The sequence below is a fragment of the Stenotrophomonas maltophilia group sp. RNC7 genome, from assembly GCF_030910085.1.
Lineage (GTDB): Bacteria > Pseudomonadota > Gammaproteobacteria > Xanthomonadales > Xanthomonadaceae > Stenotrophomonas > Stenotrophomonas sepilia.
Map to the genome: position 1 here is coordinate 13720 of NZ_JAVFVN010000711.1, position 24415 is coordinate 38134.

Below are 24415 nucleotides of genomic sequence, written 5' to 3' on the forward strand. Positions count from 1 at the left end.
GGACCCTGGTGCGTTGAGGACTTCGTCACTGGCATGGAGGTGGATCATGGTTCGTACCTATCCCGTTGCATCCCCGTACTTCGACCCCGCCCGCATAGCCGCCTGGAGTGCAGCGATCGCCCTGCACCTGCTGGCCTTCCTGTTGCTGCTCATCCCTGCGACCTACCAGGCCGTGCAGGCCCCGCGTGAAAAGACGCCGGTCCGGCTGATCGAGAAGATCCCGCCACCGCCGGCGCCGCCGGTTCCGGTCCCGCCAAAAGAGATCGTCCAGGTGGTACCGAAGCCGCGGACGCAGCCGGTGGTACCGCCACTGCCCGCACCCACCGCGACCGTGGAAGAGACCCAGGGCATCGCATTGCCGGCCGCCGAACCGGCTCCGCCGCAATTGGCGCCCAGCATCGACACCTCCACCCCGCTGGCCGGCGCCCAGCTGCAGTACCGCAGCGCTCCGCCGCCGGCCTATCCGATCCAGTCCCTGCGCAACCACGAACAGGGCACGGTGCTGTTGCGGGTGGAAGTGGACACCCGTGGCCAGCCGGTCGCGGTCAGCGTCGAGCGCAGCAGCGGTTCGCGCAACCTGGACCAGGCCGCCCGCCAGCAGGTGCTCAAGCACTGGCGCTTCGAGCCTGCCCAGCGTGACGGCGTGGCGGTCCCGGCCATCGGCATGGTGCCGGTGCAGTTCTCGCTGCCGGACTGAGCGTCCCACCGGCCCGGCCCCGCGCCGGGCCGGCCCCTGCCACTGCCCGGCAAATGCGGACATGCCCGAGCCAAGCGTTACTGATTAAGCAAAAATTCACGTCTTCGTCACCTGCTGGAAACCTAGATTGGCGCGTCCCGGTATCGATCCGGCGACAGCCCTCAACGCTACGGTTTTCCAGTTAGGAGAGAAGCTGTGAAACACCCGATCCAACGGCCCGCCAGCCGCCGCCGCACCACCCTGGCATCGTCCATCACCCATATCCTTGCTGGCAGCACCCTGCTGCTGGTCGGCGCCGTGGCTTCTTCCTCAGCCTTTGCACAGGAGCAGGCCACCAACCTCGACCGCATCACGGTCACCGGCTCCAACATCCCGCGCACCAACACCGAGACACCGTCGCCGGTGCAGGTGGTGACCCGCCAGGAAATCGACCGCACCGGCAAGACCACGGTCGCCGAGTACCTGCAGACCCTGACCGCCGACGGCGCAGGCTCCATTCCCAAGACCTTCGGCAACGGCTTCGCCGGTGGCGGCGCCGGCATCTCGCTGCGTGGCCTGGGCGCCGGCTCGACACTGGTGCTGTTGAACGGCCGCCGCATGGCCACCTACGGCCTGGCCGATGACGGCCAGAAGGTCTTCACCGACCTCAGCACCATCCCGCTCGATGCCGTCGAGCGCGTGGAAGTGCTCAAGGACGGCGCCTCGGCGATCTATGGCTCCGACGCCATCGCCGGCGTCGTCAACATCATCCTGCGCAGCGACTTCCAAGGCGCCATCCTGCGCGGTTCCTACGGCATTTCCGGTGACGGCGATGGCGATGCGAAGAAGGCGACCCTTACTGCCGGCACCGGCGACCTGTCCAGCGATGGCTGGAATGCGTTCTTCAGCCTGGACGTCGGCAAGACCGACGCGATCAAGATCAGCGACCGCAAGAACCGCAAGTGGATCGGCACCGGCGATATCCGGCGCTGGGGTTACGACGCTGCAGACGCGCAGTTCCTGGGCGGTGCCTACCTGTCGGGCGGTACCGCCGGCGGCGTGGGTCCCAATGGCTCGGTGTTCGATGCCACCGGCCATCTGGTTGCCCTGCCGGGCTGCGCCGGGCTGACCACGATTCCCGGGCAGAGTGACGCGACCGCGCAGGCCCAGGGTTGCCTGTGGGATCCGGCGCAGCAGTACCGCGACCTGAGCCCGGAAGAGAAGTACGTGAACGTGTTCGGCCGCGCCAGCTTCGCGTTTGGTGAAGGCGGCGAGGTCTATACCGAGATCGGTTACTCGAAGAAGGAAACGATCTTCAGCAATACGCCATCCGGCGTATCCGGCGGCTGGGGCTACCCTGGCGGCCCGGTCAACGCCAACAGCGGTGCCGGTGCGACCCAGCTGTATGCAGGTCATCCGGACAACCCGCTGCCCACCTCGGCCCGCCTGCGTTACAGCGCGTGGGACGTGGGCCCGCGCGTGACCGACAATACCAATGAGTTCAACCGCTTCCTGGTGGGTGTCAAGGGCAACTGGGGCGACTGGAGCTACGACACCGCCTACCTGCATTCCGGCACCGACCTGGTCAACAAGCGCACGGGTTTCCTGCGTTATGACGCAGTACGCTGCGTGCTGGGCAATCCGGCCTGCCCCTATGGCACCTGGCGCATCGGCGACAATGCCTCGCAGACGCCGCAGTCGGTCTACGATGCCATCAGCCCGACCATCAGCGCGCGTGCCAAGTCGAGCCTGGACATGTTCGACTTCACCATCTCGCGCAGCCTGATGGATCTCAAGGGCGGTCCGCTGGGCCTGGCCTTCGGTACGGAGTGGCGCAAGACGAGCAACAGCCTGACGCCGCAGACCTTCACCGATATCGGCCAGATCATCGGCCTGGGCTACTCGGCCTACGACGGCACGCAGAATGTGTATGCCGGCTACGCCGAACTGTCCGCACCGGTGCTGGAGCAGTTGGAACTGAGCGCTGCGGTCCGCTACGACAAGTACGAAAGCGGCGAAGGCAAGGCCACGCCGAAGCTGGGCGTGAAGTGGACCCCGGCAGACTGGATCGCACTGCGCGCCAGCTACGCTGAAGGCTTCCGTGCGCCGAACCCGGCCGAGAACGGTGACGGTGGCTTGGCCGCTTTCTCCAACGCCCGCGATCCGGTGCGTTGCGCCATCGACCCGGCCAACGAATGCACCGCGCGCTCGGTGGCGATCATCACGCGGCCGAACAAGGACCTGAAGCCGGAAGAGTCCAAGAGCTACTCGGTGGGCATCGTTCTGCAGCCAACCTCGACCACCTCACTGACTGTGGATGCGTGGGAAATCAAGCGCACCAACGAAATCGCGCAGGGCAGCACGGCCGACGCCATCGCCGCGGGCAACGTTCTCCGCGATGCCAACAACATCGGCGGAGTCGCCAACAGCGGCACCATCCTGGCCGTCAATACCGCCTACGTGAATGCCAACTCCTCGCGCGTCCGCGGCATCGACACCGACATCCGCCAGACCTTCGACATCGGCCCGGGCCAGCTGGAAATGGACCTGCAGTGGAGCCACGTGCTCAAGTTCGAGCGCACCGAGGGTGATACCACCGTCGACTATGTGGGCACCCACGGCAACTGCGACGTGACCAACTGCATCGGCACGCCGAAGGACCGCATCAACTTCGGCACCACCTGGAAGCAGGGCCCGTGGAGCATCAGCGGCGTGGCCAACTACATCAGCAAGCTGGAGAACAAGGACCGCCGCGGCGGTGACTACCTGGCCTTCTATGAAGACGGCGAGCCGGTAGAGAAGATCTCCTCGTTCACCACCTTCGATCTGTCCGGCCGCTGGAACATCACCGAAGCCTTCGAGCTGAACGCTTCGGTGCAGAACGTGTTCGACCGCATCGCGCCGCTCGACCCGAGCACTTACGGTGCAGTCAATTACAACCCGCTGCACTTCAGTGGTGCGATTGGCCGCTACTTCACTGTCGGCGCCAAGTACACGTTCAAATAATCCCGCTGCTGTGTTTGCTTCGAAGGCCCGGGCTGTTGCCCGGGCCTTCGTCGTTTCCTGGCTGTTCGTTGTCCATGCCGGCTCCCGCACACCCGGCCTTGCAGCCATGTTCACGAGTACATGGCTAGGGTGTGCTCGCGGCATCCGGGCCGCAGGGGATCTCAATGGCCACGACATCGCAACGCCTCGGCCTGCCGGCGTTGACTGCACTGGTAGTCGGCTCGATGGTCGGCGCCGGTATCTTTTCGCTGCCGCAGAACGTCGCGCGCAGTGCCGGTCCGGCCGCCGCGATGATCGGCTGGGCCGTCAGTGGCGCCGGCATGCTGATGCTGGCCTTCGTGTTCCAGGCCCTGGCCAACCGCCGTCCGGACCTGGACACCGGCATCTACGCATATGCACGCGAAGGCTTCGGCAACTACATCGGCTTCTCCGCGGCGTGGGGCTACTGGGTCGCTTCGGTACTGGGCAATGCCAGCTTCTTCGTGCTGATCTTCAGCGGCCTGGGCCATTTCATGCCGGTGTTCGGCGAAGGCAACACGCCAGCCGCCGTGGCCGCTTCGTCCGTACTGTTGTGGACCGTCCACCTGCTGGTGCTGCGAGGCCTGCGCACCGCCGCCATCGTCAACGGTCTGGTGACGGTGGCCAAGCTGCTGCCCATCGCACTGTTCCTGGTGCTGGCCGCCGGCGCGTTCCGCATGGAGGTGTTCCGCGCCGACTTCTTCGGCACACCTGCGCTTGGCGACCTCGGCCAGCAACTGCGCGGCATGATGCTGGTCACCGTGTGGGTGTTCATCGGCATCGAAGGCGCCAGCATCTATTCGCGGCGTGCCGCGCGCCGTGCTGACGTCGGCCGTGCCACGGTGATCGGTTTCCTGGGGGTCTGGCTGCTGCTCGTCCTGGTCAGCCTGCTGTCGATGGGCGTGCTGTCGCAGGCCGAACTGGCCGGGCTGCCCAACCCGTCGATGGCCTATGTGCTGCGCGCCATCGTCGGCGAATGGGGCGCGACGGTGATCATCGCCGGTTCGATCATTTCGGTGCTGGGCGCGTTGCTGGCCTGGGTGCTGCTGTGTGCCGAAGTGCTGTATGCCGCCGCTGGCGACGGCACAATGCCCGCCTTCCTGGGACGCGAGAATGCGCGTGGCGTGCCGGCCAATGCATTGTGGTTGAGCAACGGGCTGATCCAGCTGTTCCTGCTGCTGGTGCTGTTCAATGCGGGCAGCTACACCGGCCTGGTGCTGCTGGCCGCATCGATGAGCCTGGTGCCCTACTTCCTGTCCACCGCGTTCGGCGTGCAACTGGCCTGGCGCGGGCAGTCCTACGCGGGTGAGCCACGCGTGCGCTGGCGCGATTTCGTGGTCGCGCTGCTGGCCAGCGCCTACGCGCTGTGGCTGGTGTATGCCGGCGGCCTGAACAACCTGCTGCTGTCGGTGCTGCTGTACGTGCCCGGCGTTGTTCTGTTTGCGCAGACCCGGCGCCAGCGCGGCGAGCCGGTTTTCACGCGCTGGGAGTGGACGCTGTTCGGCGCGATCCTGGCAGTAGCGATCGCCACGCAGGTAGCGTTCTGGAAGGGCCGGATCACGCTGTAGCGCCGAGCGCGTGCCCGGCTTGGAGGATGCAGCCGAGCATGGGCTCGCCGCCACAACACGGCAAAAAAAAACCTGCATCTCGCGATGCAGGTTTTGCAAGGTGGCGCCCGAAGTTGGACTCGAACCAACGACCCCCTGATTAACAGTCAAGTGCTCTAACCGGCTGAGCTATTCGGGCAGACGACTAGTATAACCACTCTTCACGCGCGATGGTAGGGGTGATTGGCAATCATTGCGGCAGCCCGATACAGCTGCTCGGCCACCACCAGACGCACCAGCATGTGCGGCAGCGTCAGCGGTCCGATCGACCACTTTTCGTCGGCCAGCGCGGAGACCTCTGGCGAATGCCCTTCCGGGCCACCGATCAGGAAGGCGAGGTCCCGGCCCTGCCCGCGCCAATGCTCCAGGCGCTGCGCCAGCTGCTCGGAACTCAACTGCCGCCCCGGCACGTCCAGTGCCACCACGTAAGCGTTCTTCGGCAGCGCGGCGATGACCCGCTTGCCTTCATCCTCGGTGGCACGGCGTGGATCGCGCCCCTTGCCGCGCAGGCCGGGTTCGATTTCCACCAGCTCGAACGGCAGCCAATGCGACAGCCGCTTCTGGTATTCGGCGAACCCCTGCGCGACCCAGCTGGGCGCGCGTTCACCGGTGGCGATCAGGCGGGCTTTCATCAACGGTCCTCCAAAACGTCGACGGCGCCATCGGCGCCGTCGAAGGGATGCGTCAACGTGCGGCTCAGGCCACTTCGTCGTCGCTGGACGGCGGCTGGTCGCCGACGGTCCACAGGCGCTCGAGCGCGTAGAACTCACGCACGCGCGGCAGCATCACGTGGACGATCACGTCGCCCAGATCGACCAGCACCCACTCCGCTTCGCGCTCGCCTTCAACACCCAGCGGCATCACGTCGATGTTCTTGGCGAAGCGCACGACTTCATCGGCAATCGACTTGACGTGGCGGGTCGAAGTGCCCGAAACGACGATCATGTAGTCGGCAACGCTGGACCGGCCGCGCACGTCGATCTCGACCAGGTCCTTGGCCTTCAGGTCTTCGGTGGCTTGGCGGACGCTGGCCAGCAGTTCCGGCACGGACGGCGGCGGGCTGGGCAGATCGACCTTGATGGTCTGGGGCTGGGTCTGGTTGCTCAAAATGGATCGACTCGATAAACGTGGGGCGATTATACGGGGATGGCGCAGCCGCGCCATTCACGCCGTGCCTGGGCGGTACAGCCCGTGTGCAGAGACATAGTCGGCTACGGCCGGTGGCAGCAGTGCGCGCCAGGGACCGCCAGCGGCAATCTGCGAGCGCACGGCGCTGGCCGATTCCTCGCGCAGTGGGTGGTGCAGGCGCAGGATGCGCCCGGCCGGGCTGGCGAACAGGGCCTGCTCATTGTCGGCCCAGCGCCCTTGCAGGGCGCGCCCCAGCTCGCCATCGATCGACGCCTGCAACGGACTGCCCGGTCGTTCGGCCACCACGAAGTGGGCCAGATCGAACAGGGCCTCCCATTCGTGCCAGCCGGACAGCCCCAGCAGGCTGTCGGCGCCCACCAGCCAGGCCAGCGGCCGGCTCGGGCCCAGCTCGCCACGCAGCTCGCGCAGGGTGTCGACGGTGTACGACGGGCGACCGGGGCAGCGGGTGGCACGATCCAGTTCGCGACGGTCCAGCAGCAGCCCCGGCTCGTCGCCGATGGCCAGCGACAACATCGTGCAGCGCTGCTCAGCGGTGGCACCGGGCACCGCGCGGTGCGGCGGATCGGCGGCCGGCAGCATGCGCACGGCGACCTGCAGTTCATCACGGGCCGCACGCGCGATCGCCAGGTGCCCGAGGTGCACTGGATCGAAGGTGCCCCCGTAGTAGATCCGCAGGCTCATCACTCAGGCCCGCGCCAGCAGGCGCACGGCACGCGGTTCGGCCACGGCCACCAGCAGGCGTTCCAGCGCCAGCCAGGCGTCGCCGTCAGCGCGCCCCTTGGCAATGCGGTCGACCAGCCCCGCCTCGGCCACGAAGCGCTCCCAGCGCTTGCCTTCCGGGTGCCGCTGCAGCGCGCGCTTGTAAGGCGCCTGCCGCGATTCCCAGATGCCACGCGATTTCATTTCAGCGGCCAGGTTGCCACCACGCGCCTGCACGCGGGCCAGGCCTGCGCCCGCCAGCAGTTCGCGGATCACGATCGGCATCAATGCGGCCACCGCCTCCCCTTCACCGCGCAGGCCGGCCAGCATGCGCAGCACCGCCGGCGGCTGGCCGGAGAACGTCGCCTCCACCAAGCGGAACACGTCGTAGCGGGCAGCGTCAGCCACCAGCGACTCCATCCGTTCCACATCCAACGGCTGGCCGTCGGCCAACAGCGCCAGCTTGTCGATTTCCTGGGCGGCGGCCAGCAGGTTGCCCTCCACCCGCTCGGCCAGGCGCTGCACGGCGGCCGGGTCGGCACGCAGGCCCTTGCCGCGCAGGCGGCGCTCGATCCAGTCCGGCAGTTCGTGCGGCTTGATCGCCCAGGCCACCGACAGCACGCCGATGCGGCTGACCGCCTCGGCCCACTTGCCCTGGTGGGCCTTGCTCCATTCATTGGCGGTGATCATCAACACCACGTCCGGCGCCGGGTTGGCGCAGAATTGGCTGATCACCTCGGCGCCCTCCTTGCCCGGCTTGCCGCTGGGCAGGCGCACCTCGACCAGGCGGCGGGTGCTGAACAGGCTGGGCGCATTGAAGCTGGCGTCAAGCTGGTTCCAGTCGAAATCACGCCCGTCGGCGTCGAACACTTCGCGTTCGCCGATGCCCGAGGCGCGCGCACGCGCGCGGATGGCATCTGCGGCCTCCAGCACGCGCAGTGTTTCCGGGCCTGCGATCAGGTATACCGGCGCCAACGCCGTGTCAGCGCCCTGGCTGGCCAGCTGCTCCGGACGCAGTTCCATCGTCGCTACCGCTCAGTGCTTGACGGCGGCGGCCGGCTCTGCCGGCACCGCGCCCTCGATCGGCTGGGCCTTCGGCGCGGACAGGCTGCCCCCCTTCTCGATCTCGGCGCGGACCACGCTGTCGATACGGCGGATGATCGAGGCGGACATTTCCCGGCGCAGCTCCGTGGCCAGGATTTCGCGTTCGGTGGTGGTGCCGGTGGCGTCGGTCGGCGGCGACACGTAGTCGCGCGACAGCTCGATCACCTGCTGCGGCACCAGTTCGCTGCCATCCTCGCGGCGGAAGATGAAGATCACCGCATAGCGCAGGCTGTACTCCTGCGCACGACCCTGCGAGTCGATGGCGATCGGGAGGTCACCCCAGCGCTCGGACAACACCTGCAGCTGGGTACTGGGTTCCTTGCTGTCCTCATCGGCCAGCCTGGCACCGGAGGCCAGCAGGCTGCGATTGAGCAGCTTGACCAGTTCACTGTACGGGGCGGTGGAGACCACCTTCACCGGGGCGGTGTCGGTCGGCAGCATCAGCTTGTTGCGCAGATGGAAGCCGCAGCCGGCGAGGCCGAGGACAAGAACGAGGGCAAGCAGGATTCGGGTCATGGAGACAGTCTGGCGGAGCCGGGCGATCACGGCAACACACAGCGTGCCCGAAGCCGCGTGAATGCAGGGCCATCAAGCATCCGGCCCTGCTTCTGGAAAGGCACCGGCCACCGCGCGGGTGGCCGGTGCGAGGTACATCAGGCGGCGACGATGTTCACGATCTTGCCCGGGACGATGATGATCTTGCGCACCGTCAGGCCTTCCATGAACCTGGCCGCGTTGGGCTCGGCCAGCGCCTGCGCCTCGACCTGCTCGCGCGCGGCATCGGCCGCCACCTCGATGGTGCCACGCAGCTTGCCGTTGACCTGCACCGCCAGGGTCAGCGCATCGCGTACCAGCGCACTGCTGTCGGCCTGCGGGAACGGCTGGTCTTCCAGCAGCGTCTCGCCATGGCCCAGCACCTGCCAGAGGGCGTGGCTGGCATGCGGCGTGATCGGGTTCAGCAGCAGCACGACGGCCTGCAGCGCTTCCTGGCGCACCGCGCGGCCCTGCTCGCTGTCGTCCTCGAACCTGGCCAGCGCGTTCATCAGCTCCATCACCGCTGCGATGGCGGTATTGAAGCTGTGGCGGCGGCCGTAGTCGTCACCGACCTTGCCGATGGTTTCATGGGTCTTGCGGCGCAGCGCCTTCTGGTTGGCATCCAGTGCTGCAACGTCCAGCGCCGGGGCGGCACCGTCGGCAGCATGCTTCTGCACCTGGGCCCACAGGCGGCGCAGGAAGCGCGCCATGCCGTCCACGCCGGCCTCGTTCCACTCCAGCGACTGCTCCGGCGGCGCGGCGAACATCGAGAACAGGCGCACGGTGTCGGCGCCGTACTTGCCGACCATCGCCTGCGGGTCCACGCCGTTGTTCTTCGACTTGGACATCTTCTCGGTGCCACCGACCACCACCGGCTGGCCGTCGGCGATCAGGGTGGCGCCGGTGATGCGGCCGCGCTCGTCACGCTGCACTTCCACATCGGCCGGGTTGATCCAGTCCTTCGAACCGTCCGGATTCGGGCGGTAGTAGGTCTCGGCGATCACCATGCCCTGGCACAGCAGGTTGCGCGCCGGTTCGTTGCTGTCCACCATCCGCGCGTCGCGCAGCAGCTTGTGGTAGAAGCGGAAATACATCAGGTGCAGGATCGCGTGCTCGATGCCACCGATGTACTGATCGACCGGCAGCCAGTAGTTGCCGCGCTTGTCGACGGCGTCACGGGCACCCGGCGAGGTGTAGCGGGCGTAGTACCAGCTCGACTCCATGAAGGTGTCGAAGGTGTCGGTCTCGCGCTCGGCGGCGCCACCGCATTCCGGGCAGGTGGTCTTGCGCCATTCCGGGTCGGTCTTGATCGGCGAACCGGTCCCGGAGAACGCCACGTCCTCCGGCAGTACCACCGGCAGCTGCTCCTCCGGCACCGGCACCGCACCGCACTTGGCGCAGTAGATCACCGGAATCGGGCAGCCCCAGTAGCGCTGGCGGCTCACGCCCCAGTCGCGCAGGCGGTAGTTGACGCGGCGCTGGCCCTGGGCCTTGCGCTCGAAACGTTCGGCCAGCGCTTCGAACGCGCCCTGGAAGTCCAAGCCGTCGAATTCGGCCGAGTTGACCAGTTCGAAGGCACGGCTCTTGTCGCTGTACCAGTCCTGCCAGCGGCTGCCGTCCCAGGTGCGCTCTTCCTCAGTGCGCGGATCCTTCAGCGCGATGACCTGCTTGATCGGCAGCCCGTACTTGTTGGCCACTTCATTGTCGCGCTGGTCATGGCCCGGCACCGCCATCACCGCGCCGGTGCCGTAGCCCATCAGCACGAAGTTGGCGACCCACACCGGCACCGGCTCGCCGGTGACAGGATGCAGCGCGCGCAGGCCGGTATCCATGCCGCGCTTTTCCTGGGTTTCCAGTTCAGCCTCGGATACACCGCCCTGCTTCAGGTCGGCCAGCATCGCGGCCAGTTCCGGGTTGTTCTTCGCTGCGTGCAGCGCCAGCGGGTGTTCGGCGGCGATCGACACGAAGGTCACGCCCATCACCGTGTCCGGGCGGGTGGTGAACACGCGCAGCGGATCCAGCACGCCACCATCGACGTCGCGCACGTCGAACTGGATTTCCAGGCCCTCCGAGCGGCCGATCCAGTTGCGTTGCATGGTCTTGACTGATTCCGGCCAGCCGTCCAGCTCGTCCAGGCCATCCAGCAGTTCCTGGGCGTAGTCGGTGATGCGCAGGAACCACTGCGGGATCTCACGCTTCTCCACCAGGGCCCCCGAGCGCCAGCCGCGGCCGTCGATGACCTGCTCGTTGGCCAGCACGGTCTGGTCGACCGGGTCCCAGTTCACCACCGCGTTGCGGCGATAGGCCAGGCCCTTGCGCATCAGGCGGGTGAACATGCGCTGCTCGTGGACGTAATAGTCCGGACGGCAGGTGGCGAACTCGCGCGACCAGTCGATGGCATAGCCCAGCGATTTCAGCTGGCTGCGCATGTGGTCGATGTTCTTGTAGGTCCACGCCGCCGGCGCGGTCTTGTTCTTGATCGCGGCGTTTTCCGCCGGCAGGCCGAACGCGTCCCAGCCCATCGGCTGCAGCACGTTGTGGCCAGTCATGCGCTTGTAGCGGCTGATCACGTCGCCAATCGTGTAATTGCGCACGTGGCCCATGTGCAGCGCACCGGACGGGTACGGAAGCATCGACAGGCAGTAGTACTTCGGCTTGTCCGAGGTCTCGTCGACCTCGAAGGCACGGGTGGCGTCCCAGTACTGCTGGGCGGCGGATTCAACCTGCTGCGGGTCGTAGGCGTTGGTTTCAGCGCTGGTCATGGAACACGCGGATGCGGCGGCAAAGCGGTACAGCGTACCGCAGTGCGGCAAACGTCTCCAATCCTGCCTGCCGGGGGTGGGCGCCGCGATGCCCCGGGAGCCGTCTCAGCGTTGGCGCGACAGCGGCAGTGCGGTGGCCAGCCAGGCCACCCAGCAGGCAAACGCCAGCCGTTGTGCCAGCGGCGCCGGCAGGACGCCCTGCAGGGCAAACGCGGCCACCGCAGCCAGCACGCCGCAGCCCAGAGCCAAGGCGCCCAGGGCGCGGCCATGCGCCTGACGCAGCTGTGTCGTGCCCAGCAACAGGGTCCCGGCGACGAAGCCCAGCACCCAGATCATCCAGGCACTGGCATGCAGCTGGCTGGCCGGCCCATGCAGATCGTCCACGTCCAGCGGCAGCAAGCCCATCGCGGCAAAGCCCAGGCCAGCCAGCAGCAGCATCTGGCTGCCGACCCTCGGTGCCCAGCCGGCAGTGGCGGGCAGGCTGCGGCGCAGGCGCTCAGCCACCACCGCGGCGAGCACGCCGGGCAGCACGAAGCCAAGCAGATTGAAGGCCAGCGCATGCGGTACACCCCGCGCACCCAGCAGCGCCACCGGGTGGCGGGCCTGTGCGTAGCCCTCCAGGCCGGCACCGAAGCCAGACACAGCCAGGACGAACACGACTGCAGCAAGCAGTCCCAACCAACGATCAAGCCGGACCATGGACATTGCGCGCAGTCACCCGGAAAAGAATGGATCAGCCCATTGTCGCGGCAGCGACGCGAGGCGCCAAGCACGGCGCATTTCAGATCAATTCGATATCCGCGTGTTTCTCCCACAGCGATGCTCGCGGCGTGGCAGTTCCGCCATGCAGGGAGTTCCCCATGATCCAACGCATCCTCGCCGCCGCACTCAGCCTGGGCCTGGCCACCGCCGCCCAGGCTGCCGAGTTCAGCTGCTACGCCAAGATCGGCCCGCCCAGTGCCGCCCAGAACAGCGGCACCCTGATGGGCGGTGTCAGCGCTGCCAGCCTGCAGGCAGCCGAGGCCGAGTACTACCGGCGCACCTCGACCACCAAGCCGGTCAGCGCTGGCAGGTGGGTGATCCACGAGCTGTACTGCGTGCCGCGCGCATAAGTCGGGCATGGCGGGCCTGCGGGCCCGCCAACCGCAACTCGAGGGCGTACTCCGTGATGGCAGGGTTGAGACGGACATCGATCGTCACCATAGAATCGGTCTCCAGATGCCAAGCGATGCTTTCCCCATGACCGAGACGACCTACGTATTCGACGCCACCACTGCGACCTTCGAGGCCGAAGTCCTGCAGAAGTCGCTGCAGACGCCGGTGCTGGTCGACTTCTGGGCCACCTGGTGCGGGCCGTGCAAGACCCTCGGCCCGATGCTGGAAAAGCTGGCTGCCGAGTACAACGGTGCGTTCGAGCTGGCCAAGGTCGATGTCGACAAGGAACAGCAGATCGCTGCGGCCTTCCAGATCCGCTCGGTGCCCACCGTGTTCCTGGTCAAGGGCGGCCAGCTGGTGGACGGCTTCCCGGGCGCCATTCCGGAAGGCCAGCTGCGTGAGTTCCTGGCCCAGCACGGCATCGTACCGGCCGATGTGGGCGATGCTGTCCCCGAAGATGACGCCCCGCTGGATCCGCAGGCGCAGGTCGATGTGCTGCGTGCGCAGATCGCCGCCGAGCCGGACAAGGATGAACTGAAGCTCGACCTGGCCCTGGCCCTGCTGCAGATCGGTGGCGTGGACGAGGCAGGCACCCTGATCGACGGCTTGCCCGCCAATCTGGCCACCGACGACCGCGCCGTGCGTGCCCGCGCCCGCCTGGCCTTCGCCGCCGCGCTGAAAGATGCCCCGGCCGCCGAGGTGCTGGAGGCACGCATCGCCGCTGACGGCAAGGACCTCAAGGCCCGCCACCTGCGCGGCGTGCAACTGCTGCTCGGCGGTCATGACGAGGCCGCGCTGGCCCAGTTCCTGGAAATGCTGCGGATCGACCGCGGATTCGAGGAAGGCCTGCCGCGCAAGGCGCTGATCGACGCCTTCAATGTGATCTCCGACGAGGACCTGGTCGGCCAGTACCGCCGCAGGATGGCGTCGCTGCTGTTCTGAACGGGAACCCGCTCCGTTCAGAATCCCTGCACTGAACGCGGGCAATAATGCCCGCGCTGGTGGCCATGCGGTCGCCACGATCCGTTCGGGGGGATGAGGTCGGGGCCATGGGGTCTTGCAGCTGCACCCCCGCATTGCCGGGATTGCAAACTGTGACCGTCGTCCGCTCTCTGTCGTTCGCCATGCATTTAACGGGCGCTCTGCTCTGCGCCCTCTTCCTGATGCCCGCCATTGCCGGCGCCCAGGACTGGAACTACCGGGTCCGGCCCGGCGATACCCTGTGGGACCTGGGCGGGCTCTACCTGAAGCCCACGGTACGCTGGCAGCAGCTGCAGCAGCACAACCGCATCGACAACCCCTACCAGTTGCCGCCGGGCCAGCTGCTGCGCTTCCCGATCAGCTGGCTGCGCACCGAGCCGGCGCCGGCCCGGGTGCTGTCCGTGCGCGGCAAGGTCGCGCTGGCAGGCGCCGATGGCACGGCGACCCGCGCGCTCCAGGCCGGCGAACAGCTGCATATCGGTGACACCGTGGAGACCGAAGGCGATTCCAGCATCACCCTGGAATTCGCCGATGCCTCGCGCCTGCAGCTGCGCGAGTACTCGCGCCTGCGCCTGGACCAGCTGAGCCGTTACGGCCACACCGGCATGGTCGACACCCGACTGCGCCTGCAGCAGGGGCGAGCCAGCAACCGGGTGACGCCGGCGCGCGGCCCCGCCTCGCGTTACATCATCGATGCGCCCACCGCGACCAGCAGCGTGCGCGGCACGGTGTTCCGGGTCAGCGCCGGGGATAACGGGCACGTCGGTGCCACCGAGGTCCTGCAGGGCAAGGTGCAGGTCGGCAACTCCCATGGCCAGCGCCTGGTCCGGCCGGGCCAGGCGACCCGCAGCAGCAGTGCCGATGCGGCGCCCGCTGCGGTCTCCGCACTGCTGCCGGCGCCGGCGCTGCGCAATGACGCGCTGCGCCTGGCGCCGCTGCCGACCGTGCTTGCCTGGGAACCGGTCAATGGCGCCGATCATTACCGGGTGGAAGTGGTGCAGGCGGCAACGCCGGAGATCCTGCTGTTCGCCGCCACCACCGCCGACACCCGGCTGGCGATCGGCGATCTGCCGCCTGGCCAACTGCGCATCCTGTTGCGCGCGGTCGACGCCCAGGGGGTCGAAGGCCTGGATGCCAGCGCCGATTTCGAACTCGGTGACCAGCCACCGCCGCCGCTGACCGTATCGCCGCTGCATGGGCAGACGATCAACAGCGACCGCCCGCGTTTCCGCTGGAGCCAGGCCCCCGGTGCGCGCAGCAGCGTCCTGCAGATCGCCACCGAACCCAGCTTCCTGCAGCCCCTGCAGGAGCAGGCCACCCATGCGACCGACCTGCGCCTGGCGCAACCGCTGCCGCCCGGCCAGTACTACTGGCGCGTGGCCTCGCGCGATGGCGAAGGCCGACAGGGCCGCTATGGCCAGGCGTTGCCGCTGCAGCTGAGCAATGAACCGGTGGACCCGGCCCTGCAACCACCCGAGGCCGCACACGGCGAGCTGACGCTGCGCTGGCAGGCCGGCAGCGAGGGCCAGCGCTACCGGGTGCAGGTGGATCGCCACGGCGACTTCAAGGCACCGCTGGTCGACGAAACCGTGGACCAGCCGCAGGTGAGCTTCAAGCGCCCGTGGAGCGGCACCCTGCATGTACGCGTGCAGTACATCGACGATGACGGCCACGCCAGCGCGTTCTCGCCTGCCCAGCAGGTCCCGCTGCCGTGCCGCCTGTGCTACGGCGCGGGTGGCGGTGCCCTGCTGCTCTGGTTGTTGTTGTGAGGCGCTCGCCGCTGCCATGGTCGAAGCGGATCCTGCTGGCCCTGCTGGCCGGCGTGCTGACCATCGTGGCCAGCCAGGGACAGTGGCTGTGGCGGCAGGACGAGGCGGCCTATGACGCGTTGGTCGGCAACTGGGATTACCGCCCCGATCCCAGCGTGCTGATCGTCGCCATCGACGAAGGCAGCCTGCAGCGCATCGGCCAGTGGCCCTGGCCCCGCTCGGTGCATGCACGCCTGCTTGACCGCCTGACCGATGCCGGCGCCGAACGCGTCGCGCTGGACCTGATGCTGTCCGAACCGGATCGCCGTGACAGCCGACAGGATGATCAACTGGCGGCCGCCATCCGACGCAACGGCCGGGTGGTGCTGCCGGTGCTGGCCGCACCGGCGGCCGGCGACCGCATGGCCGAGGAAATGCTGCCGATCCCACAGATCGCTGCCAGTGCCGCCGCCATCGGCCACACCGATGTCGAAGTGGATGGCGACGGCGTCGCCCGTGGCGTCTATCTGCACGCAGGTATCGGCCAGCCGCACTGGCCGGCACTGGGCCTGGCACTGGCCGACCTGCCTGCCGGTGCCGTACGCGGCCTGCCCGATCCCGACCCGGAACTGGGCTCGCCCTATCAATGGCGTCGCGACGATTACGTTCGCGTGCGCTACGCCGGCCCCCCCGAGCGGCTGCCGCAGGTGTCCTATGCGGACGTTCTCGATGGCCACGTGGACATGGCGATGCTGCATGGCCGCCGCATCGTAGTTGGCATGACGGCCAGCGGCATCGCGCCCCGCCTGCTGACCCCGACCACCCGCGAGTTCTGGATGAGCGGCAGCGAGTACCAGGCCAACATCACCTCGATGCTGCTGCAGCACAGGCAGATCGATGTTCTACCGCATGCCTGGCAGCACGCCATCAGCGGTGTGCTGGTGGCGCTGTGCGTGATCCTGCTCGGCCTGCGCCTGCCCTGGCTGGTCGCGCTGTGTTCGTTGCCGATGCCTGCCCTGCTGAGCTGGCTGCTGCTGCGCACGAGTGACCTGTGGTGGGCGCCGGCCAGCGCGATGCTGGGCGTGACGCTGGCACTGCTGGTCTGGGCGGTGTGGCGGATCTCGGCCTGGCACCGCCAGGCCAACCGCGACGCCCTTACCGGCCTGGGCAACCGCCTCCGCTTCGAGCAGTCGCTGCAGCAGGAATGCGATGCAGCGCGGCGCAGCGGCAAGCCATTGAGCCTGGCGTTGATCGACGTCGACCACTTCAAGCGCCATAACGATCGCCACGGGCACCAGGTCGGCGACCGCGTGCTGCGTGATGTCGCCCGCCTGATCGGCGCCCATGCGCGCCGCCCGCGCGACATGGCGGCACGCTACGGTGGCGACGAATTCGCGCTGGTGCTGCCGGATACACCGGCCGAGGGCGCACGCCAGGTGATTGAGGACCTGATTGCCTGCGTGCGCGCATTGCCGGCGCCGGGCGATGGCAGCGACGATACCGTCACGCTCACCATCGGCGTATTCACCCGCGTGCCCGACGGCGAACTGCAGCCCCACCATTTCGTGGAAGGCGCCGACACCGCCCTTTATCAGGCCAAGGCCAACGGCCGCGACGGGTACATGATCGACGGCCCATGAGGCAGGACATGCACGCCGCCGTTGAACACACGCCCGGGGTGCAACATACGCATGCGAATGGTTAGACTGGGCGCCTCGCCTCGCGCCCCCGGACCCGCATGAACGCCCGCCTGTTCCGCTTCGGCATCAACCTGTGGCCGCCGTTCCTGTTCACCGGCATCCATGTCACCCGCATCACGCCCGATTACCGGCAGATCGACGTCGAGCTGCGGCTGCGGCCGTGGAACCGCAACTACGTCGGCACGCATTTCGGCGGCAGCCTGTTCGCGATGACCGACCCGTTCTGGATGCTGGGCCTGCTGCACATCCTCGGCCGTGACTACTACGTGTGGGACCGGGCCGGTGCGATCGATTTCCTCAAGCCTGGCCGGGGCACGGTGCGCACCTCGTTCCGCATCGACGATGCGCTGCTGGCCGAACTGCGTGCCGAAGCAGCGGGCGGCGAGAAGGTGCTGCGCTGGTTCAGCAACGACGTCGTCGACGAAAGCGGCGAGGTGGTCGCCCAGGTGCGCAAGCAGGTCTATCTGCGGTTGAAGCCACACGCGCGCTGATCCGGCGCGGGCGCTGTCCTCTGCTGCCCTGCCAGGGAGGCTCCGATGCGCCCGTATGCGCGTGTGCACCTGCGGTGCGACGCGGAGCGAAGGCGGCCGCGAGGATGACGAGGACAGCGCGCACTGGCCGCCGCTGCTCAGTCGCGCGCGGCGGCGGCCGGGGCGTCCCCCGCCACCATCGGTACCGACAACCATGGGCTCTCGTCGGTGCTGCGCGGCGCTGAGCGCCGCGCTACCTGCAGCCGGCGGCCATCGGCCGACAACTGCGGTGTGCGCACCTGCGAGCGGAACTGGGCAGGCAAGCGCTTCAGCGCATCCACAGGGTCCTCGGCCTGCTGTCGCAGCCAGCGTTGCGCACCGATCAGCCGCACCATCGCGGCAGCATCCTGGGGCCGTGACGAATAGGCCGGATAGGCCGGGCCCGCGATATCGGCCAGCACGCACCCCATGACGTTCGACAGGCAGCCGAAGTCATGCTGCGGCGGTGCCGGCACCGGCAGCGGGCGATCCGCCTCCAGCGCGGTCATCGCCGCCGCGCCACAGGCCCAGCCCAGGTTGCCCGCCACACGCGCCAGGGTGCTGCGGCGATCGAGGACCAGCACACCACCGAACTCCTGCGCCGAGGTTTCGATCGCAGCCCTGCTCATCGCATACTCGCCCTGCATCGCACGGCACAGGCTCTGTTCGGCGGCCCGCATCGGCTTCATCGCCTGCTCGCATTCCGCTGGCAGCGGCTGGTCGGCCGGCAGTTCGACCAGCATGTCGGCCAGCAACTGGGCATTGGCCTGCACCAGGCTGGCACCGATGATGCTCTCCACCAGGTAGCTGCCGCCCGTCACCAGCCGGCGGCCCAGCTGAAGCCCGCGGCAACTGCCACGCAGCGCACCGTCGATATCACCCTGCACATAGGCCAGCGCGCGTGCGCTGGTGGCATCGATCACCAAACCATAGGTCGGCATCGGCACCAGGATGCCTTCCCCTTTGGGCCGGAACGGCGACACGAAGTGATCCGCATCGGCCAGCTGGTCCAGGCGCGCATGCAGCTGCTGGTGGCCAGCGTGGGCATCGACGAAGCGCTGCGGGTCCGCGCGCACCTGGGCGAGGCAGTCACTGGCGGTCGGTCCGCAGCTGGCCGAAGGCCGTGATTGCAGCTCGACGTGGTCCTCTGCCAGCTGCGGACGGGCGCCGCCCTTGCCGCGCGGATCCGCCTCCCAGCGCTGTACGTCCCGGGCCAGCGCCTGATCGCGCTGGCCCGGGTCGAGATCGTCGAACGCGAGTGTCCACAGCAGCGCAAAGCCGTTGCGGCCATCAGCGGGCAGGCGGGCCTGCAACCGCTGCTGGGCCTGCAGCCGTGATTCCGGCACCGGCCACATGCGCGAGGCACACCACACCACGATGGCCAGCACCAGCAGTCCTGCCAGGGCCCAGCCCAGTCCGCGCAGAATCTTCAACACAGCTTCCCTTCCATGCATCGCTGCCGCAGTCGATCCCCCAGCGTAATCGACCGGCTGTGGCCGCTACAATGCGCGGATGTCGCTCGAAGCCCCCGCCCTGGTCCCCCGCCCCTCCCTGCAGCGCCTGTTCCTGACCGGCCTGCTGACCCTGCTGCCGATCTGGCTGACCTGGGTCGTGGTCAAGTTCGTGTTCGTGCTGCTGTCGGGCATTTCCAGCCCATTGGTGGTGCCGCTTTCCGAGCAGATCGCGACAAGCTTCCCGCATTACCTCGGCTGGGTCCGTGCCGAGTGGATCCAGAACACCATCGCCCTGATGGCCACCCTGCTGGTGATCCTGGCGGTGGGCGTGGCCAGCCGCCGCGTGCTCGGCCAGCGCCTGCTGCGCTGGGTCGGCGCGGTGATCAAGCGCATTCCGCTGGCCAGCATCATCTACGACAGCGCCAAGAAGCTGCTGGACATGCTGCAGACCGAGCCGGGCAGCACCCAGCGCGTGGTGCTGATCGATTTCCCGCACCGCGACATGAAGTCGGTCGGGCTGGTCACCCGCGTGATCAAGGAACACGGCACCGACCGTGAACTGGCCGCGGTGTACGTGCCAACCACGCCGAACCCGACCTCGGGTTACCTGGAGATCGTGCCGGTGGAGCTGCTGACCCCGACCGACTGGACCGTCGACCAGGCCATGAGCTTCATCATTTCCGGCGGTGCCGTCGCACCGTCCAGCGTTCCGTTCACGCGCGCAGGCGAACGCAGCGAATGACCACCGTGGCGCCGATCGAGCGCCCGCTGCAGGACCGCGCGGTCCTGCTGTTCATCGTGCTGGCCGCGTTCTTCTGCGGCAACGCCGTGCTGGCCGAACTGATCGGGGTGAAGATCTTCGCGCTGGAAGACACCCTCGGCATCGATCCGCTGAACTGGAACCTGTTTGGCCAGACCGGTTCGCTCAGCTTCACCGCCGGTACCCTGCTGTGGCCGGTGGTGTTCATCATGACCGACACGATCAACGAGTTTTTCGGCAAGCGCGGCGTGCGCTTCATCTCGTGGTTGGCCGTGGTGCTGATCGCCTATGGCTTCCTGTTCGCCTTCGCAGCGATCTCGCTGGCGCCGGCCAGCTGGTGGGTCACCTCGATGGACGGCCACGGCGTGCCGGACTACCAGGCGGCATTCGCAGCGGTGTTCGGCCAGGGCATGTGGACCATCGCCGGTTCGCTGGTGGCCTTCCTGCTCGGCCAGCTGATCGACGTGGCCGTGTTCCACCGCATCCGCCAGGCCACCGGCGAGCGCCACGTGTGGCTGCGTGCGACCGGATCCACCGCGATCTCCCAGGTGGTGGACAGCTTCGTAGTGATCTGGATCGCCTTCGTGCTCGGCCCGCAGCACTGGCCGACCTCACTGTTCCTGGCCGTCAGCAGCGTCAACTACATCTACAAGATGGGCTTTGCGGTTGCCTTGATTCCACTGCTGTACCTGATGCGGCGTGCGATCACCCGCTACCTGGGCGCAGACAGGGCCGCCGCGCTGCGCGCCGCGGCCGCGGCTGACTGAAGCCCCAGCGACGGCAAGCTGACTGCGCCTTCACGCTGGCCGTACGCGGCCGGATCGTGCAAGCTCCACGGTCTGTGTTCCACGGAAGCTCCTGATGCCGCATCGCACCCGCGCCCTGGCCGCCGCCATTGCCGCGTTGTTCCTGTTCAGTGCCGTACCGTCGGCCGAAGCAGCGAAGAAAAAGGCCAGCCGCCCTGCCGCCGCGCAGACCCGCCAGGCTGCCAAGCCCAAGGCCAGGCCCGCCCGCGCCACCGCGCCGGCGCGTGGCAGCTCGGCGCGCCGCGCCGCGCCGCGCCCGGTCGCCCCGGCCCGAGCCGTACCCAAGCAGGTGCAGCTGGAGCGCCTGTACGACGAGTACTGGGATGCCTCGATGCGGTTGAACCCGCTGCAGGCCACCTTCCAGGGCGAGGCCCGCTACAACGACCAGCTGCCCAACATCCTGTCCGCCGCCTGGCGCCAGCAGTCGCACGACTTCACCACGCAATGGCTGGGCAAGGTCGAGAAGCTCGGCAGTGACGGCCTGCAGGGCCAGGACCTGCTCAGCTACGAGATCTTCGTGCGCGACGCGCGCGCATCACTGGCCGCCGAGCGCTACCCGAGCTGGATGATGCCGATCAGCCAGTACTACAACATCGGCAGCATCATGGCGATCCTCGGCTCCGGTGCGGGCGCGCAGCCATTCAACACCGTGCAGGACTACGACACCTGGTCACGCCGTTCGCTGGGCATTCCCGAGCTGTTCGACCAGGCCATCGACAACATGCGCCAGGGCATGAAGGCCGGCGTGGTGCAACCACGCGACCTGATGGAAAAAGTGCTGCCGCAGCTGGACGCGGTGATCAAGCCGACCGCCGAGGAAAGCATTTTCTGGTCGCCGATCCGCACCATGCCGAACACCATCCCGGCTGAGGACAAGGCGCGCATCAGCGCCGAATACAAGCGCATGATCGAGCTGCGCATCATGCCGGCCTACCGCGCCCTGCGCGGCTTCATCGCCACCGAATACCTGCCGGCCACACGCACCAGCAGCGGCCTGGGCGCATTGCCCGATGGCCAGGCCTGGTACGCCAACCTGATCGTGCAGACCACCGCCAGCGACCAGACCGCCGCACAACTGCATGCGCTGGGCGAACAGCGCGTGCAGGAACTGCAGGCGCAGATCGCCACGGTGATGAAGGACGCCAAGCTGCGCGGCTCTCCGACCAAGCTGCTGCGCAGCATGCGCAACGACCGCCAGTTCCAGTACGGCGACGCCAACGCGCTGATCAACCGCTACCGCCAGGTGCAGCAGCAGGTCAGCGCACGCCTGCCGCAGGTGCTGGATACCTTGCCGCAGGCACCGCTGGAGGTCCGTGCAGTGGAACCGGAACGCGCACTGACCGCCGCCGCTGCCGCCTATCAGCCGTCGGCGGCCGGTCAACCGGGCGTGCTGTACATCAACACCCGCGACCTGCCCAGCCGCAAGCGCTGGAACGTGCCGGTGCAGTACCTGCATGAAGCGATCCCGGGCCACCACGTGCAGCTGGGCCTGCAGCAGGAGCTGGCCAAGCTGCCACGCTTCCGCCGCCTCGGTGGCGATCTCGCCTTTGTCGAAGGCTGGGGCCTGTACGCCGAAACGCTGGGCGAGGACCTGGGCATCTACACCGATCCCTACGACCGCATCGGCTACCTGTACTCGCGCCTGCTGCGCGCCGCCCGCGTGGTGGCCGACACCGGCGTCAATGCACAGGGCTGGAGCAAGCAGCAGGCTGTCACCTACCTGCAGAAGACCGTGGACATGAGCAGCGACGATGCCAACGCCGAAGTCGAGCGGATCATGGCCCAGCCCGGCCAGGCGCTGTCGAACGTCGCCGGCCTGACCACCATCGTTGCCCTGCGCGACAAGGCCAAGGCGCGCCAGGGCGCCGCCTTCGACCTGCGCCGCTTCCACGCCGAACTGCTGAAGGACGGCTCGATGCCGCTGGACGTGCTTGACCGCAAGATGGAACGCTGGATGGTTCAGCCGGCCAACACTACGCCCACGCCTTCACCTTGACCCCTCCGGAGCCACCATGCGCCCTGCCGTCGCCCTGTTCGCCGTCGTGCTGGGCCTGCTGCCCTCAACGGGTATCGCCGCACCGGTGCTGACGCCACCGGATGCGGGCATCGACGGGCTGATGCAGGCCTACGACGGCCAGGTACCCGGTGCTGCAGTCCTGGTGCTGCACGACGGGCAAGCAGTGTTCCGCCGCGGCTACGGCCTGGCGGTGGTGGAGGACGGCACCGCGGTCACCCCGGCCAGCAACTTCCGGCTGGCCTCGGTCAGCAAGCAGTTCACCGCTGCGGCGGTGCTGCTGCTGGTGGAGGATGGCCGGCTTGGGCTGGATCAACCTGCCCGGCAGTGGCTGCCCGAACTGCCACCGGCTGCGGCGGCCATCACGATCCGCCAGCTGCTCTCGCACACCGGCGGCCTGCTCGACTACGAAGACCTGATGGGTCCGGCTGACACTCGGCAGGTGCATGACGCCGACGTGCTGGCCCTGTTGTCGCGCCAGGACCGGCTGAACTTCGCGCCGGGCACGCAGTACCGCTACAGCAACAGCGGCTATGCGCTGCTGGCACTGATCGTCGGCCGCGCATCCGGCCAGGATTTCGCAGCCTTCCTGCAGCAGCGCCTCTTCCGTCCACTGGGCATGGTCCACACCGTGGCCCATCAGGACGGCATCGATACCATCGCCGCACGCGCCTATGGCTACAGCTGGATCGATGGCCGCTGGCAGCGCACCGACCAGAGCGCCACCAGTGCCGTGCTCGGCGATGGCGGGATCTACTCTTCGCTGGACGACCTCGCCCGCTGGGATGCGGCGCTGTACGACGACCGCCTGCTGTCGAAGGCCTCGCGCCGCGCGATGTTCAGCCCGGCCACATCGACATCCGAACCGGATGTGCCGCACTACGGCTTCGGCTGGCGCCTGAACGGCCCGGTGCAATGGCACAGTGGCGAAAGCATCGGCTTCCGCAATGTGATCGTGCGACACCCGGAAAAGCACCTGACCGTGATCGTGCTGACCAACCGCAACGCGCCCGAACCCTATCCGCTGGCACTGAAGATCGCCCAGCGCTGGCTGGACACCCTGCAATGAACACTGGTTCCGACGCCCTGCTGGGCATCCACCACGCGGCACTGATCTGCAGCGATTATGCGTGTTCAAAAGACTTCTACGTGCGCATCCTCGGCCTGCGCGTACTGGCCGAGAACCACCGCGCTGCGCGCGATTCCTGGAAACTGGACCTGGCCCTGCCCGACGGCGGACAGCTGGAACTGTTCTCGTTCCCCTCGCCACCGCCCCGCCCCAGCCGCCCGGAGGCGCAGGGCCTGCGCCACCTCGCGTTCCGGGTGGCCACGCTGGAGCCGTTCATCGAACGCCTGGCAAGCCACGGCGTGGACTGCGAACCGATCCGCGTGGACGAATACACCGGCCGCCGCTTCACCTTCTTCGCTGACCCTGACGGCCTGCCGCTGGAGCTGTACGAAGTCGGTTGAGGCCCATTGCCGCCACCGGACGCCTCATCCACGCATGGCGTGGATCTACCGTGTCGACCAAGGTCGACACCTACCAACAGCACACGGAACCTGTCGAAGGCGGGGCGGGTCCGTTTGCGGGGGCGTGAGCCGCATGGGCCCGAGGCATGCCTCGGGCGGGTTGGGCAGGACGCCCAACCCCGGTCTTGCCGCGTGCGCAGGATTGCGCACACGAGCAAGCGGCGACCGAGCTTACATGGGTGAGGGCGCTTTGCTTGCGAAGC

20 protein-coding genes, 1 tRNA gene and 1 pseudogene are annotated in these 24415 nt (G+C 67.8%); 13 read left to right on the plus strand and 9 right to left on the minus strand.

The features are described from left to right. Positions 1 to 46 precede the first annotated feature (46 nt). From RCF13_RS15500 to arcD, 3 genes are all read left to right on the plus strand, one after another. Positions 47 to 697 carry an energy transducer TonB gene (locus tag RCF13_RS15500; RefSeq protein ID WP_134969062.1) on the plus strand — a complete coding sequence of 217 codons (651 nt, stop codon included), beginning with the start codon at positions 47 to 49 and terminating at the stop codon, positions 695 to 697. A 195-nt stretch (positions 698 to 892) separates the two neighbouring features. Beyond that, positions 893 to 3682 carry a TonB-dependent receptor gene (locus RCF13_RS15505; protein WP_308141326.1) on the plus strand — a complete coding sequence of 930 codons (2790 nt, stop codon included), beginning with the start codon at positions 893 to 895 and terminating at the stop codon, positions 3680 to 3682. A gap of 164 nt (positions 3683 to 3846) precedes the next feature. Further along, positions 3847 to 5268: an arginine-ornithine antiporter gene (gene arcD / locus RCF13_RS15510; protein ID WP_134969063.1), complete on the plus strand. Its 1422-nt coding sequence runs from the start codon at positions 3847 to 3849 to the stop codon at positions 5266 to 5268. A gap of 101 nt (positions 5269 to 5369) precedes the next feature. Here the strand turns inward: arcD and RCF13_RS15515 are convergent. The 8 genes and pseudogenes from RCF13_RS15515 to RCF13_RS15550 all read right to left on the minus strand — a co-directional run bounded on the left by RCF13_RS15515 (position 5370) and on the right by RCF13_RS15550 (position 12260). Continuing rightward, positions 5370 to 5446 (minus strand) — tRNA-Asn (locus RCF13_RS15515). Between the two features lie 22 nt (positions 5447 to 5468). After that, positions 5469 to 5939, minus strand: a complete 471-nt coding sequence (gene rlmH / locus RCF13_RS15520; RefSeq protein ID WP_005418108.1) for a 23S rRNA (pseudouridine(1915)-N(3))-methyltransferase RlmH — start codon at positions 5937 to 5939, stop codon at positions 5469 to 5471. Between the two features lie 64 nt (positions 5940 to 6003). Beyond that, positions 6004 to 6414, minus strand: a complete 411-nt coding sequence (gene rsfS / locus RCF13_RS15525) for a ribosome silencing factor (RefSeq protein WP_005418109.1) — start codon at positions 6412 to 6414, stop codon at positions 6004 to 6006. Between the two features lie 57 nt (positions 6415 to 6471). Further along, positions 6472 to 7140, minus strand: a complete 669-nt coding sequence (nadD, locus tag RCF13_RS15530; protein ID WP_185807464.1) for a nicotinate-nucleotide adenylyltransferase — start codon at positions 7138 to 7140, stop codon at positions 6472 to 6474. Beyond that, positions 7141 to 8178 carry a DNA polymerase III subunit delta gene (holA, locus tag RCF13_RS15535; RefSeq protein ID WP_231352233.1) on the minus strand — a complete coding sequence of 346 codons (1038 nt, stop codon included), beginning with the start codon at positions 8176 to 8178 and terminating at the stop codon, positions 7141 to 7143. It lies immediately after the preceding gene. A gap of 90 nt (positions 8179 to 8268) precedes the next feature. Then, a pseudogene (lptE, locus tag RCF13_RS15540) lies at positions 8269 to 8775 on the minus strand (LPS assembly lipoprotein LptE); the annotation flags it as partial. A 137-nt stretch (positions 8776 to 8912) separates the two neighbouring features. After that, complete coding sequence (gene leuS, locus RCF13_RS15545) at positions 8913 to 11555, minus strand: leucine--tRNA ligase (protein ID WP_134969414.1); 2643 nt, start codon at positions 11553 to 11555, stop codon at positions 8913 to 8915. A gap of 105 nt (positions 11556 to 11660) precedes the next feature. Beyond that, positions 11661 to 12260 carry a DUF998 domain-containing protein gene (locus RCF13_RS15550; RefSeq protein ID WP_154351195.1) on the minus strand — a complete coding sequence of 200 codons (600 nt, stop codon included), beginning with the start codon at positions 12258 to 12260 and terminating at the stop codon, positions 11661 to 11663. A gap of 155 nt (positions 12261 to 12415) precedes the next feature. Between RCF13_RS15550 and RCF13_RS15555 the strand changes: the two genes are divergently transcribed. From RCF13_RS15555 to RCF13_RS15575, 5 genes are all read left to right on the plus strand, one after another. After that, positions 12416 to 12667, plus strand: coding sequence for a hypothetical protein (locus RCF13_RS15555; RefSeq protein WP_061479660.1), 252 nt, complete (start codon positions 12416 to 12418; stop codon positions 12665 to 12667). Positions 12668 to 12794: 127 nt separating this feature from the next. Further along, the gene (trxA, locus tag RCF13_RS15560) at positions 12795 to 13652 is read left to right on the plus strand and encodes a thioredoxin (protein WP_134969521.1); all 858 of its coding nucleotides are present in this window, start codon (positions 12795 to 12797) and stop codon (positions 13650 to 13652) included. Between the two features lie 107 nt (positions 13653 to 13759). Beyond that, positions 13760 to 15460, plus strand: a complete 1701-nt coding sequence (locus RCF13_RS15565; protein ID WP_308141327.1) for a FecR domain-containing protein — start codon at positions 13760 to 13762, stop codon at positions 15458 to 15460. Further along, positions 15457 to 17079 carry a CHASE2 domain-containing protein gene (locus RCF13_RS15570; RefSeq protein ID WP_061479663.1) on the plus strand — a complete coding sequence of 541 codons (1623 nt, stop codon included), beginning with the start codon at positions 15457 to 15459 and terminating at the stop codon, positions 17077 to 17079. Before RCF13_RS15565 ends, RCF13_RS15570 begins: the two co-directional genes overlap by 4 nt. A 98-nt stretch (positions 17080 to 17177) precedes the next feature. Next, the gene (locus RCF13_RS15575; RefSeq protein WP_061479664.1) at positions 17178 to 17630 is read left to right on the plus strand and encodes a DUF4442 domain-containing protein; all 453 of its coding nucleotides are present in this window, start codon (positions 17178 to 17180) and stop codon (positions 17628 to 17630) included. A gap of 137 nt (positions 17631 to 17767) precedes the next feature. On the opposite strand, the gene RCF13_RS15580 is transcribed toward RCF13_RS15575, so the two are convergent. Continuing rightward, positions 17768 to 19084, minus strand: a complete 1317-nt coding sequence (locus tag RCF13_RS15580) for a hypothetical protein (RefSeq protein WP_231352235.1) — start codon at positions 19082 to 19084, stop codon at positions 17768 to 17770. 76 nt (positions 19085 to 19160) lie between these two features. On the opposite strand from RCF13_RS15580, the gene RCF13_RS15585 reads away from it, so the two are divergent. The 5 genes from RCF13_RS15585 to RCF13_RS15605 all read left to right on the plus strand — a co-directional run bounded on the left by RCF13_RS15585 (position 19161) and on the right by RCF13_RS15605 (position 24152). Then, a complete protein-coding gene (locus tag RCF13_RS15585; protein ID WP_134969309.1) occupies positions 19161 to 19844 on the plus strand; it encodes a DUF502 domain-containing protein in 684 nt (227 codons plus the stop codon). Then, positions 19841 to 20629 (plus strand): queuosine precursor transporter, encoded by a 789-nt coding sequence (locus tag RCF13_RS15590; protein WP_134969308.1) that lies wholly within the window; start codon positions 19841 to 19843, stop codon positions 20627 to 20629. The genes RCF13_RS15585 and RCF13_RS15590 overlap by 4 nt, the downstream gene beginning before the upstream one ends. 94 nt (positions 20630 to 20723) lie before the next feature. Beyond that, positions 20724 to 22664 carry a DUF885 family protein gene (locus tag RCF13_RS15595; protein ID WP_231352236.1) on the plus strand — a complete coding sequence of 647 codons (1941 nt, stop codon included), beginning with the start codon at positions 20724 to 20726 and terminating at the stop codon, positions 22662 to 22664. A 16-nt stretch (positions 22665 to 22680) separates the two neighbouring features. Next, a complete protein-coding gene (locus RCF13_RS15600) occupies positions 22681 to 23751 on the plus strand; it encodes a serine hydrolase domain-containing protein (RefSeq protein WP_134968539.1) in 1071 nt (356 codons plus the stop codon). Next, positions 23748 to 24152, plus strand: a complete 405-nt coding sequence (locus RCF13_RS15605) for a VOC family protein (RefSeq protein WP_061479670.1) — start codon at positions 23748 to 23750, stop codon at positions 24150 to 24152. Before RCF13_RS15600 ends, RCF13_RS15605 begins: the two co-directional genes overlap by 4 nt. Positions 24153 to 24415: the final 263 nt, after the last annotated feature.